Origin of the sequence: Flavobacterium rivuli WB 3.3-2 = DSM 21788 (genome assembly GCF_000378485.1) — a bacterium.
Classification (GTDB): domain Bacteria; phylum Bacteroidota; class Bacteroidia; order Flavobacteriales; family Flavobacteriaceae; genus Flavobacterium; species Flavobacterium rivuli.
This window is the reverse complement of record NZ_KB899969.1, coordinates 335979-349714: the sequence shown is the minus strand read 5'-3', so window position 1 is coordinate 349714 and position 13736 is coordinate 335979. Positions and strand designations below refer to the sequence as shown.

At 41.6% G+C, this 13736-nt stretch carries 12 protein-coding genes; 10 read left to right on the top strand and 2 right to left on the bottom strand.

Annotated elements, in window-relative coordinates; translation table 11 throughout:
- Positions 1 to 202: 202 nt before the first annotated feature.
- The 7 genes from F565_RS0110500 (at position 203) to F565_RS0110460 (ending at position 8569) form a co-directional block, all read left to right on the top strand.
- Positions 203 to 1357 (top strand): ATP-binding protein, encoded by a 1155-nt coding sequence (locus F565_RS0110500; RefSeq protein WP_020213183.1) that lies wholly within the window; start codon positions 203 to 205, stop codon positions 1355 to 1357.
- A gap of 373 nt (positions 1358 to 1730) precedes the next feature.
- Positions 1731 to 2459 (top strand): metallophosphoesterase family protein, encoded by a 729-nt coding sequence (locus tag F565_RS0110490; RefSeq protein ID WP_020213181.1) that lies wholly within the window; start codon positions 1731 to 1733, stop codon positions 2457 to 2459.
- A gap of 442 nt (positions 2460 to 2901) precedes the next feature.
- Entirely contained in the window at positions 2902 to 4269 is a 1368-nt protein-coding gene (locus F565_RS0110480; protein ID WP_020213179.1) for a PSP1 domain-containing protein, read from the top strand.
- Positions 4250 to 4741 (top strand): gliding motility lipoprotein GldH, encoded by a 492-nt coding sequence (locus F565_RS0110475; protein WP_020213178.1) that lies wholly within the window; start codon positions 4250 to 4252, stop codon positions 4739 to 4741. Before F565_RS0110480 ends, F565_RS0110475 begins: the two co-directional genes overlap by 20 nt.
- 13 nt (positions 4742 to 4754) lie before the next feature.
- A complete protein-coding gene (locus F565_RS0110470) occupies positions 4755 to 7067 on the top strand; it encodes a penicillin-binding protein 1A (protein WP_020213177.1) in 2313 nt (770 codons plus the stop codon).
- Positions 7068 to 7132: 65 nt separating this feature from the next.
- Positions 7133 to 7831, top strand: a complete 699-nt coding sequence (locus tag F565_RS0110465; protein ID WP_020213176.1) for a CoA transferase subunit A — start codon at positions 7133 to 7135, stop codon at positions 7829 to 7831.
- Positions 7832 to 7909: 78 nt separating this feature from the next.
- Positions 7910 to 8569, top strand: a complete 660-nt coding sequence (locus F565_RS0110460) for a 3-oxoacid CoA-transferase subunit B (protein WP_020213175.1) — start codon at positions 7910 to 7912, stop codon at positions 8567 to 8569.
- Between the two features lie 123 nt (positions 8570 to 8692).
- On the opposite strand, the gene F565_RS0110455 is transcribed toward F565_RS0110460, so the two are convergent.
- A complete protein-coding gene (locus tag F565_RS0110455) occupies positions 8693 to 9151 on the bottom strand; it encodes a hypothetical protein (protein WP_020213174.1) in 459 nt (152 codons plus the stop codon).
- A 35-nt stretch (positions 9152 to 9186) separates the two neighbouring features.
- A complete protein-coding gene (locus F565_RS0110450; RefSeq protein WP_020213173.1) occupies positions 9187 to 10590 on the bottom strand; it encodes a T9SS type A sorting domain-containing protein in 1404 nt (467 codons plus the stop codon).
- Between the two features lie 133 nt (positions 10591 to 10723).
- Here F565_RS0110450 and F565_RS0110445 point away from each other — a divergent pair, with 133 nt between their 5' ends.
- The 3 genes from F565_RS0110445 (at position 10724) to F565_RS0110435 (ending at position 13705) form a co-directional block, all read left to right on the top strand.
- Positions 10724 to 11350, top strand: coding sequence for a hypothetical protein (locus tag F565_RS0110445; protein WP_020213172.1), 627 nt, complete (start codon positions 10724 to 10726; stop codon positions 11348 to 11350).
- 2 nt (positions 11351 to 11352) lie between these two features.
- A complete protein-coding gene (locus F565_RS0110440; protein WP_020213171.1) occupies positions 11353 to 11844 on the top strand; it encodes a hypothetical protein in 492 nt (163 codons plus the stop codon).
- Positions 11845 to 11935: 91 nt separating this feature from the next.
- Positions 11936 to 13705, top strand: a complete 1770-nt coding sequence (locus F565_RS0110435) for a 1-deoxy-D-xylulose-5-phosphate synthase (RefSeq protein ID WP_020213170.1) — start codon at positions 11936 to 11938, stop codon at positions 13703 to 13705.
- Positions 13706 to 13736 lie beyond the last annotated feature (31 nt).

Genomic DNA, 13736 nt, shown 5'->3' with positions numbered 1-13736 from the left:
CCAAAAATAATCATTAATTGCCACATCATTATTCCGTTAAATATAATAGAGTGTTTTTGTATCCGTTTATTATTTAATAGATTTGTAAGGAGGGGATTAATCGCATTGATAGCACTTTCAGGCTTCAATATAATTTAAACCTGCAAGGCCGGGCGAAACCTGAGTGCAGCTCAATCTAAAATCTACAATCTGAAATCAAAAAATGATCAACAAGCGCCTACTCATAAAAAACCTGCTCGCCCATAACGACGAGAGCAGTTTTTATGACAAAAAGCGCCAGCTAAACCTGCATACTAAAGAAGGTAAGGGCAAATTTGTAAAGCACATTTGTGCGCTATCTAACTCTAACCCTAATAACAACTCATATATTGTTGTAGGTGTAGAAGACCATGACAACGAAATTATTGGCACCGATTTTTACGACGACAGCCGCATCCAGAACCTTGTTAATGCCTTTTTAATCAATCCGCCACGCATACAGTATGAGAACGTGCCTTTTCCGCATTTGGCTAAAGACCGCGTAGTAGGATTGGTTACCATAAGCCCTAATGCTAAAACATCTTACTTTAAAAAGAATGTGCATACCATAACCGCAGGTACAGTATTTATCCGTCGCGGGAGCAACTCACTACCGGTAGATACCGATGATGTTAACCCGGAAAATACCCAAAACACCGATACGGTTACCGCTATAGAAAACAGTTCGCACAATAGTATAGAGTATACCCTGGAAGGCGTGATGGATTTTATAACCAACCGCCATAAAGACATGACGGCTAAGTACAAGGTTTTTAAAGAGCTTTTTATAGTATGCTGGGCAGGGCATAAAAAAGTGGTTAAAGGCAAAACCTACTTTAGCCGGGTAGATATTGAACTAATAAACGAGCAGGTAAAACTATTTTATTCTGCGCTCGATGAAGTAAGCATAGAATATACCGATGATAGTTTTGTAATAACCGAATATGTAGCCCTGGGACTTAACGACAAGACCAGCTATTACCCTTTAGAACAGGTAAGCATAAACTTTCAGGATAACGGGTATTATAAAATTGAGTCGGCTTTGCTATTCGAGCCCCCACAGTTTAACCGTAAGATGATGTTTCATATTTACAATTCTAACCTTGTATTGCTGGATAAACTGCAAAAGGGAATACCATTATCTGAAAGGGAAAAGAAAGACATGCTAAACCTGCCGCACACCCTTATGGTGTGTTATCTTAACGGTTTTACAGAGGCGCGCTACAAGCTTATAGATGCAAAACCATTGCTAAAGGCATACCATGAAGAAGCCGTTTATATTTCTTTTAAAGAGGCCATGCGCGTTATGCGAAAAATGAAATATGACCGTGCGCAGTAAATATGCTGTTGATTATTTCCCGCACCTCTTACTGCAAAGAACATTAACACTATTTATACAAACTTTAATGATGTCACGCAAAGGCGCAGAGCCGCAAAGCATAAAATGAATATTTTCTGCATTTCAGCGACTGTTAAGTCGCAAAGCTTTGCGACTTAACAGTCGCTGAAAAATGTAAAGTTAGGATACAAACTTTGCGGCTCTGCGCCTTTGCGTGACAAAAATGTGAAATCTTAAATAGTTATAATGCTACATGAGACCTTTTTATTTTACTGAATGCAGTTTAAACTAAAAATTGCCAATGTATAGCAAAAGTATTTTTTGATACCAAACAAAACTTCTACCTTAGCCTTTTGTCATAATTTCACTTTAAATGAGCAGGACCCTTGTTATAGGCGATATTCACGGTAGTTATAAAGCACTGTTGCAAATACTGGAACGCGCAGCTGTTACCCCTAATGACCTTTTGGTTTTTCTTGGCGATTATGTAGATGGCTGGGGGCAGTCGCCCGAAGTAATAGACTACCTTATAAGTCTTAAATCGTCGCACAACTGTGTGTTTGTACGTGGTAACCATGACGAGTTGCTGCATAACTGGCTTACCACAGGCGAGTACAGCGAGCAGTGGTTTAACCACGGCGGCCGTATTACTATGGACACTTATAATGAACTGACCGAAGAAAAAAAACAGTTGCATACCCTGTTTTTAGAAAGTCTTGAAGACTATTATTTAGATGCAGATAACCGCCTGTTTGTTCATGCCGGGTTTACTAATATGAATGGTGTAACGAGCGAATATTTCCCTAAAATGCTGTATTGGGACCGTACCCTTTGGGAAACCGCCCTGGCACTCGACCCTTCAATTGATATTTTACATCCTTTTTACCCAAAACGTTTTACGCAATATAAAGAAATATTTATAGGCCACACCCCTGTTACCCGCATAGACGAGACCACTCCGGTAAACAGGGCTAACATTTGGAATGTAGATACCGGCGCAGCCTTTAAGGGCCCGCTTACCATTCTTGATGCTGATACTAAAGAGTACTGGCAAAGCGAACCCGTACAGGAATTATACCCGGAAGAGAAAGGGAGGAATTAATATATATCAGATTTAAGAAGGTAGATTTTAGATTTAGCTTTGCCCGCCTACTTAAATAAAAAAATGTCTTGTTTAATTATTGGAGATTTCTCCTTCGTCGAATGGAAAAGCGCTGTGTTCCATTTCGACAGCAGCGTAGCGAAGTGAAGAAATCTCAGAGTTAATATGATAATAAATTATTTCCACTACATAATTTCTAAACCGTATAAAGTTTAGGTTTATTCCCGGATTAGTCCGGGAACTTTTTTATTATTTAGATATTATGGTTTGGCTTACAAGCCTGCTACACTTTAGCATCAGCTAACTACCATCTGCAATAATGCCCCAAAAAGCCCTTTGCAGGTATCCCACAAAAAAATACTATCTTTACCCACAAAATCGTTTTTTAATAACACGCGAATCGTAGTGGCTAAGCCACGATCTATATATACAAAATAACACTATGGCATGTACAAACTGTTCTACGGGATCTAAAGACGGAACCCCAAAAGGATGTAAAAATAATGGGACCTGCGGCACCGATAGCTGCAACAAACTAACTGTTTTCGACTGGCTTTCTAACATGACACTACCCGGGGGCGAAGCTCCGTTTGACTGTGTAGAGGTGCGTTTTAAGAACGGAAGAAAAGAATTTTACCGCAATACCGATAAACTTACCCTGAGCATAGGCGACATTGTTGCTACTGAAGGCTCGCCGGGGCATGACATTGGTATTGTTACCCTTACGGGCGAACTGGTAAAAATGCAAATGAAGAAAAAAGGTGTTAAGCCACACGGCGAAGTGCCTAAAATATACCGAAAAGCATCGCAAAAGGATATAGATATCTGGAGTGATGCCCGCGATAAAGAAGAACCCATGAAGGTTGTAGCCCGCGAACTTGCGATTAAGCTAAAACTGGAAATGAAAATATCGGATATCGAATTTCAGGGGGATGCATCAAAAGCTACGTTTTATTATACGGCTAATGACAGGGTAGATTTCCGCCAGCTAATTAAAGATTTTGCCCGCGAATTTAGCGTGCGTATCGAGATGAAGCAGGTAGGTTTCCGTCAGGAAGCATCGCGCCTTGGCGGTATAGGCTCTTGTGGCCGCGAGCTTTGCTGCAGCACCTGGCTAACCGATTTTAGGAGTGTAAATACATCTGCAGCGCGTTACCAACAGTTATCGTTAAACCCACAAAAGCTTGCAGGACAATGCGGTAAGCTTAAATGCTGCCTTAACTATGAGCTTGATACGTATCTTGATGCCCTTAAAGGCATACCTGATATGGATACTAAGATATATACCGAAAAAGGCGACGCTGTATGCCAAAAGGTGGACATTTTTAAAGGCCTTATGTGGTTTGCCTACCTTAACGATATGGCACACTGGCATATTATTAAGGCAGAGCAGGTTAAAGAAATGGTAACGCTTAATAAAAATAAAGAGCGTGTTACAGCGTTAGAAGACTATGCTGTAGAAGTTGCCGCTATAGAGCCGGAGAAAAACTTCCAAAATGCTGTAGGCCAGGATAGCCTTACCCGTTTTGATGCGCCTAAAAATAAAAAGAGAAGGCCTAATAACAATAAAGGTGGTGGCGATGGCAGCAACAAAATTGTTGCTAAAAGCGCAGCCGTGGCAGAGGGTGGTAATAAAATTATTGCTAAGAACAATCAACCCCCTGCAAAAGAAGGCGGTAATATTATTAAGCCTAACAATGGCAACCAGAATAACAACAGGAACAATAACAATAAGAAAAAACCATCAGGCCCGCCTAAAAGTGGCCCTGCAATAACGCCAAACAACAAAAATGCAGATAATAAAAATTAGCCTGCTGGCCCTGGGGCTTCTGTTTTTAGTTTGCTCCTGCGATAAAGCAAGGGTTTTTGACGACTATAAAGAATTTGACGGCAAGTGGAATAAAGACGCTGTTGCCGCATTTACATTCGAGCAAAAAGATACTACATCGCTGTACAATCTTTTTGTAACAATGCGCAATAACAATGATTACCCGTACAATAACATATACCTTATTGTACAAATGGAAGAGCCGGGAACTAAGATTACTAAGGTAGACACCCTTGAATACCAAATGGCTAACCCCGATGGAAGCCTTATGGGCAACGGTTTTAGCGACATTAAGGAAAGCAAGCTTTGGTATAAAGAAAAAGTACGTTTCCCTAAGGTGGGTAAGTACACTGTAAAGATACAGCAGGCCGTAAGGCAGGCCGGGCAGGTACCCGGTGTGCAGGAGCTGGACGGGGTTACAGAAGTAGGATTTAGAATAGAATCAACACAATAGATTAAAGACTATTATGGCAGTAAAAAACAATAGCAATTCAGCACATGGTAATTCGTATTACGTTAAAAAGTTCTGGCAGATATTCGGTATCGGGTTTCTTTGCGTAGTGCTTTTTTTCCTGCTGGCTTCGTGGGGAGTATTTGGCAAAATGCCCTCGTTTGACCAATTAGAAAACCCAAACTCTAACGTAGCTACAGAGATCATTTCGTCTGACGGTGTAACAATAGGTAAATTTTACCTGCAAAACCGTACACCGGTTAAGTATGCAGAGTTGCCAAAATACCTTGTAGATGCACTGGTATCTACCGAAGATGAACGTTTTTATGACCACTCCGGCATTGATGGCCGCGGCACCCTTAGGGCAGCTTTAAGCCTGGGCAGCAGTGGTGGTGCAAGTACCATAACACAGCAGCTTGCAAAAAACCTTTTTCATGGTGAGGGCTCTAAAAACCTTTTAATGCGTATTGTACAAAAAGGCAAGGAGTGGATTATAGCTACCCGCCTGGAACGCCAGTATACTAAAGAAGAAATTATTGCCATGTACCTTAACACGGTAGATTTTGTTAATAACGCTGTAGGTATACGATCGGCTACTAAAACTTATTTTGGCAAAGAGCCTAAAGACCTTACGGTAGATGAAGCTGCGCTTATAGTGGGGATGCTTAAAAACCCGTCGCTATATAATCCGGCAAGGGAATCTAAAAGAAAACTGGTAACCGACAGAAGGAATACCGTTTTAAGCCAGATGGTTAAAAATGAAAAACTTACCGAGGCCGAAAAAGCTAAATATGAGGGAGAGCCTTATAAACTGCGTTTTTCGCCAGAGAGCCACCAGGACGGTATAGCTACCTATTTTAGGGAATACCTAAGGGGTTTTATGGATAAATGGGTTAAAAGCCACCCTAAAGCAGACGGTAGCGAATACGATATTTATACCGATGGCCTTAAGATATATACTACTATCGACTCGCGCATGCAAAAATATGCCGAGGAAGCAGTAGATTCGCACTTAGCCAACCTTCAGGAAGAATTTAATATTGAACAAAAGAAAAACACCAATGCACCTTTTGTAAATATCTCTGAAAAGGAAACACAAGGCATTATCAACAGGGCCATGCGAAACTCTGAGCGCTGGAGAATACTAAAAGACCAGGGAAAAGACGAAGATGATATTATAGCATCGTTTAGTAAAAAGACAGACATGACCGTATTTACATGGCATGGCGACCGCGATACTATAATGACCCCTATAGATTCTATACGTTACTACAAGCACTTTTTACAGTCGGGTGTAATGAGTATGGAGCCACAAACAGGTTTTGTAAAAGCATGGGTGGGTGGTATAAACTACAAGCACTTTCAGTACGACCACGTAGCACAGGGCGCAAGGCAGGTAGGCTCTACCTTTAAGCCATTTGTATATGCAACGGCTATAGAGCAGCTGCACATGTCGCCATGCGATACTATACTCGATGAGCCATTTAGCATGCCTAAAGGTAAATATGGCATAGATGCCGACTGGAACCCGCAAAACTCTAACGGACAGTTTAGGGGTATGGTTACACTTAAACAGGCACTGGCAAACTCAATTAATACGGTATCCGCCAAGCTTATAAATAAAGTAGGGCCAAAAGCGGTTGTAGATATGACCCATAATCTTGGGGTATCATCTAAAATTCCTGAGCAGCCGGCTATTGCACTTGGCGCGGTAGAGATTACCGTAAGCGATATGGTTGCTGCATACAGCACCTTTGCTAACCAGGGTATGTATGTAAAACCAAGCGTTATTACAAAAATAGAAGATAAAAACGGTGTTGTATTGTACCAGAATACCCCGGAAACACACGAGGTTGTGAGTAAAGATATTGCTTATGCCATTGTAAAACTGCTTGAAGGCGTTACCGAAACCGGAAGTGGCGCACGCCTTAAGTGGGGCGGCGGCGGTGGTACCGGTTACGATCGTATGACGGGTTACCCCTATAAAATTGTAAACCCAATTGCCGGTAAAACCGGAACCACACAAAATCAATCAGATGGTTGGTTTGTAGGTATGGTACCTAACCTTGCTACGGGCGTATGGGTAGGTAATGAAGACAGGTCAGCTCACTTTAAACGCCTTGTTTATGGTCAGGGTGCTACAATGGCTTTACCTATATGGGGTATTTACATGAGAAAGATTTATGATGACGACAGTATGGTGTTTAAAGTTTCTGAAAAACCTTTTGAACGCCCTGCCAACCTCTCTATAAAAGTAGACTGCTGGAAACCTCCGGTAAGGGACACTACCAAAGTTGATAGCCTAAGCATTGACGAATTTGGAATATAATTTAAAAAGACCTTCAATTGAAGGTCTTTTTTTATATATTTATATGCCAATTTAAAATAAATTGTATGATTAATAAAAAAGTACAAAATGTGGGCGAAGCCCTTAAAGATGTAAATAACGGCATGACCATCATGCTGGGCGGGTTTGGCCTTTGTGGTATCCCCGAAAATAGTATTGCCGAACTGGTTACTAAAGGCGTTACAGATCTTACCTGTATCTCTAACAATGCCGGTGTAGACAACTTTGGCCTTGGGCTGCTTTTGCAAAAAAAGCAGATAAAAAAAATGATATCGTCTTACGTGGGTGAAAACGCCGAGTTTGAACGCCAGATGCTTAGCGGCGAGCTCGAAGTAGAACTTACCCCACAGGGCACGTTGGCCGAAAAATGCCGTGCTGCACAGGCTGGTATTCCTGCTTTTTATACTCCCGCCGGTTACGGTACAGAAGTTGCCGAGGGTAAAGAAGCCCGTGAGTTTAATGGTAAAATGCACATTATGGAGCATGCCTATAAAGCTGATTTTGCCATTGTAAAAGCATGGAAAGGTGATGAGGCCGGTAACCTGATATTTAAAGGGACAGCCAAAAACTTTAATGCCTGTATGGCCGGTGCTGCAAAAATTACCGTGGCAGAGGTGGAAGAGCTCGTGCCTGCCGGAACCCTTGACCCTAACGAAATTCATGTGCCGGGAATTTTTGTAAAAAGAATTTTTCAGGGAGAGAAATATGAAAAGAGAATTGAGCAACGCACGGTAAGGACAAGGTAATTCGTTAATTCGGTTATTTGTTAATTTGAAGGAATACTCCAAATTGACAGATAAACAAACTACAAATCAACATAAAAGATGGCTTTAGATAAAATTGCAATAGCGAAACGTATCGCAAAAGAGGTTAAAGACGGTTACTTTGTTAATCTGGGCATAGGGATACCTACACTGGTGGCTAACTATGTAAGGGAAGATATTAATGTAGATTTTCAGAGTGAGAATGGCGTGCTGGGCATGGGCCCGTTCCCGTTTGAAGGCGAAGAAGATGCTGATATTATTAATGCCGGAAAACAAACCATTACCACACTGCCGGGCGCATCATTTTTTGATTCGGCTACGAGTTTCGGGATGATTCGCGGGCAGCACGTAGACCTTACCATTCTTGGTGCTATGGAAGTAGCCGAGAACGGTGATATTGCCAACTGGAAAATTCCGGGCAAGATGGTAAAAGGTATGGGCGGCGCTATGGATTTAGTAGCATCTGCCGAGAATATTATCGTGGCCATGATGCATGTAAATAAAGCCGGTGAGAGCAAGCTGCTTAAACGTTGCTCACTGCCATTAACCGGTGTAGGCTGTGTTAAAAAAATAGTTACAGAGCTTGCCGTTCTTGAAATTGTACCCGAAGGGTTCAAACTACTGGAACGTGCACCCGGCGTTACTGTAGAAGATATTAAAAACGCTACCGAAGGTACTCTTATTATAGAGGGCGAAATTCCGGAAATGGTTATTGACTAACTTATAAAATACAACCCTGATTTGTAAAATACTATCAATATTTAAGAATATTGTGTGATACAAATCAGGGTAACATTTTTAAACAGACCGGGCTACACTATTTTGCCAATAGTATTAGCTTTACTATCTAATCTCAATATCAAGCTGTCGGCCTTCGTTAAGTGCTTTTTTATCCATACCGGCACCTACTGCTAAACCCATGGCAATACCAAACGGAAAACCTATTCCTAATAGCCCCATGTTACCCAACGATAACGCAATGGCAACCCCTATAGGTAATCCGAAAGCAGACAAGCCCAGTGCGAGCCAAAGATTGCGGTAATAATTTTTGGGCACTACCTTAAGTTGCTTCTCAACCAGTTGTATAATTTTTGTCTGTTTCTTTTTAAGTGCTTTTATCAGTTCTACACCTGTAGGCAGCTCATTAAGGCTTTTTACCTCCTCATTAATATATTCTGCAACAACATCCGGAAGTTCTCTTTTTCTTAATTCGGCAATAAGTGCCCCGAACTGAGTATAACTATTTTTCAGTTTGATATTGTCATTAATGTCGTTTCTTTCTTTTAATTCTATTGTGTTCATAAGGGTGTGGTTTATAGTTAGTGATATATTAAACCTTAATTTTTAAGTATTTTTTGCATGAACAGTGTGCCATTGGTCTCTATTTTAATAAAATAAATACCATTATCATAGCCCGACATATCTACCTGCATAGCTGCAGCATTATGTGCCGCACTATAAATCTGTTTGCCTAAAACATCAGTAACGGTTACAGTGGCATTCGCCGAATTTAAATCCTTTCCGATAATTGTAAGCATGTTTGTTACCGGGTTAGGATACATTGTAAACAAAGCTTTTTGAAACCCTGTTGTGTTTAATGCATTATAATCTAAACGGGCAAGGCTCATTTGTGGTTGTCCATCATAATTCCTGAACCATCCACCCACAAGCAGTTTACCGTCATCCTGCACTTCAAGGTCAAACACTGTACCATCAAAAGGCGCTATAAAAGTATCATCGGTACTGCCATCTTCATTAAGTCGAGATAGGTATACGGGCACGCTGCCATCCGGATTTCCTTCAATATCTTCCATAGCGTCATTAAACATTCCACCCACAAGTATTTTGCCATCGGGCTGTACAATTATATCATAACCCATAATGCCATCTTCGGGAAGGCCGATAGTAGATGTGTAATTAAAAGTTGTATCTAAACTTCCATCGGTATTAAGCCTCGCATTAAGATGCTTCGCTACACCGTTAAAACTTTCAAACGTACCCGAAATTATGTATTTACCATCGGGCTGAACTGCCATTCCCCTAATTGTGCCCGCAGCACCTGTACCCGCATTAAAAGTTGTATCTAAGCTGCCATCTGCATTAAGCCTGATAATATTAGGCACTGCAATGGTATTAAAATATGTAAATGCCCCGGCCAGTATAATTTTACCATTGGGTTGTACCAATACCTGTACATAAGTAGTGTTAAATAATTGTGTTTGGGAAAAAGTAGTGTCTAATGTACCATCATAGTTTAAGCGTGCAACATTAGTATACAGTACACCTGCATTACTATAAATAGTAAAATCGCCGGCTACAATATATTTATCGCCCTGCTTTACAATCCTGTAAGGACCGTAACCGCCAAAAGCAATTCTTGTAAAAGAAGTATCAATAGTTCCATCCGCATTGTAACGGTATAACCCGCCTCCGGATGCTTGTGTAATTAAAAATTTGCCGTCCTCCTCTGTAAGCATGGCTTCAACAGGCCCCGCTAAATTGGTGCTAAATGACGAGTCGTAAGTTCCATCGCTATTAAGGCGCGCGATCCTGCCGGCAACATTGCCGTTATAATTAAAGAAACCTCCGGCAATAAGTATCTTACCATCGGCGAGCTGCCTTACGGCAAGTACCGATTCGTCCGGGCCGGTGCCCGTTGTAAATTGAGTATCAAGCGATACCTGCTGGGCAACTGCCGCAACAGTAGTTGCAAGAAATAGGGCAAGAGTAATTTTTTTCATGGCTGGTTTTTATGTATAAGACGCAAAAATGTTATGTAAGTTACGCAAAGTGTGGTTATTTTTTTTGATGACTCTGTATAAATAGAATTGAGTACAGCTATATTGTGGCATTACAGAAAAAACTATCTGAGGTATGAATACTATAGTAACGATTACCCCCGTTATACTTAAACAACCACTAATTACCTGCTATATGAACACTTATAAGCTTTTTATTCCAGAGCCTTGCCATGAAAGCTGGGAAGGTATGACCCAAAACAACCAAGGCAGGTTTTGCAGCCAGTGCCAAAAAACCGTAACCGATTTTACCGGTATGACCCCTGAGCAAATTAGTACTTATATGCTGCTTAACAGCGGTAAAAAAGTATGCGGGCGGTTTGAAGAAAAACAGTTAGAAAGTGTTGTTATACAAATACCGGCTAAGGTTATGTACTCTCAAACCAGTTTTAGAAAAGTATTTATGCTGGCACTGCTTGTTGTTATGGGCACAACGTTACTTAGCTGCTCTGACGATTTTGGAAACAAACATCCTATAGAACAGGTCGTGGTTGCAGATACTGCTACTTTGGGCAGTATAGACAGCATTAATGTACCATCTGCCAGTAGTGAAAGATTTTTAATGGGTGCAATTGCGATTAGTGAACCTGACACGTTATTACCGCCTCCGCCGCCACCGGTAAAAGCTTATGCAGCGCCTAAGAGCATTATTGATGACGTTGATAATGATCCTCAATTTACAAACACTAATAAAAACAACTAATTATGAACTACACACTTACCATACCTAAGCCCTGTAATGAAAACTGGAATGGCATGACCCCCGATGCACAAGGCAGGTTTTGCAGTAAATGTGCTACCACGGTAGTAGATTTTACCACGATGAATGCTGCCGAAGTGGAGGCTTTTTTAAATACCACTACCGCTACAAAAATTTGCGGGCGGTTAAAGCCGGAACAAATGCTGCGCAAAAACCGCACTGCAAAAATGGCTTTGGCAAGTCTAATCATTGCTGTGTCTGCCACATTTGTAGGATGCAAACCCAAAGATGAAGGATTCCCTTTAGGAGAATTAGCCTATCCGGAAGATACCATAAAAAAAGAACAAACAGCTAAAGATACACCTGCCGTAACCGGTAAAGTGCACAACCACACCGCTGTGCAAAAAGAACAAAAACCTTTGCCGCCACCACCGCAATACACAACAGGCGACGTGGTTGTAACAAAACAACCATCAGACAGCATTCCTAATAAATAAAGCTATCTGTCATTAAGCGTAAAGCGTATAAGGATTTAGGGTTTCGCTATTCGGCACATTGGGTTACATATATTATTGTAAATTTGCTGTAATGGAAAGCAACTTACTCAACACCATACAAACCCCTGCCGATTTACGGAAGTTAAATCCTGCACAATTGCCGCAACTGGCACAGGAACTGCGTGATTTTATTATAGATGTGGTATCGGTTAAAGAAGGGCACCTGGGCGCAAGCCTTGGCGTTACAGAGCTTACGATTGCCTTGCATTATGTGTTTAATACCCCCGCCGACCTCCTTGTGTGGGATGTAGGCCACCAGGCTTACGGACACAAAATACTTACCGGCCGTAAAGATAGCTTTGACACTAACCGACAGTTGGGTGGTATCTCGGGTTTTCCTAAACGCAGCGAAAGTGAGTATGATACCTTTGGCACAGGGCACAGCAGCACGTCTATTTCGGCAGCACTGGGCATGGCAATCGCTTCACAGATAAAAGGAGATTTAGAAAAGACCCACATAGCCGTTATAGGCGATGCCAGTATAGCATCGGGTATGGCATTTGAAGGGCTAAACCATGCCGGCGTCACAGATGCTAACCTGCTCGTAATACTTAACGATAATGCCATAGGGATAGACCCCAGCGTGGGCGCGCTTAAGCATTATCTTACTCAGGTTAAGGAGGGTAAAAACCCGCGGCAGAACAACATGATAAAGTCGCTTAATTTTGACTATACCGGCCCTATAGACGGGCATGACCTCCCCCTGCTGATTAAAGAACTACAAAGGCTGAAAAATAAAAAAGGGCCTAAGTTTTTACATATAACCACCACCAAAGGCAAAGGTCTTAAACAAGCTGAAGAAAACCAGGTTAAGTACCATGCCCCGGGCAAATTTGACAAGCTTACCGGCGAAGTTCTGGCAATTGCCGATGCCCACCTGCCGCCTAAATACCAGGACGTTTTTGGGCTTACGCTTGTAGAACTTGCCGAACAGAACGATAGAATTATAGGTATTACCCCAGCAATGCCAAGTGGCAGCTCGATGAAATTTATGATGGAAGTTTTTCCTGAAAGAGCTATAGATGTAGGCATAGCAGAACAGCATGCCGTTACCCTTGCCGCCGGTATGGCTACGCAGGGTATGGTGGTATTTTGCAATATTTATTCTACATTTTTGCAGCGTGCTTACGACCAGGTTATACACGACGTGGCATTGCAAAACCTGCCAGTTATATTTTGCCTGGACCGTGCCGGCATTGTGGGCGAAGATGGTGCCACTCACCACGGCGTGTTTGATATTGCATACCTTAACTGCATACCTAACCTTATTATTTTTGCGCCGCTTAACGAAGCCGAACTTCGCAACATATTATACACGGCACAGCTTGGGTTGCCCCACCCCATAGCCATACGTTACCCACGCGGCAGGGGCGAAAATGTAAATTGGCAACAGCCGTTTAAAAAAATTGAAACAGGCAAGGCATTGCAATTGCAGCTGGGTACAACAACAGCGATACTTTCTACAGGGACTATAGGCAATAATGTTACCAAAGCATTGGCGCAGGTTGATAATGCTGCTATATTCTCACATTACCATTTTGGGTTTGTAAAACCGCTTGATGAAAACACACTGCATTCTATATTTAAAAACCATGCTAAAATTATAACAATCGAAGATGGTTGTGTTACAGGAGGCTTTGGCAGTACCATAATTTCTTTCGCAGCAAAAAACAATTACAACCTAAAGATAAGCACATTAGGGATTCCGGATGAATTTATAGAACATGGTAGTACAGCTCAGCTGCAACAATACTGCTCTATTGACGTTAATTCTTTAAAAGATATTTTTTCCTTGTGCTAAAAAATGCGATTTTTGCACTCGGAAATTTAAC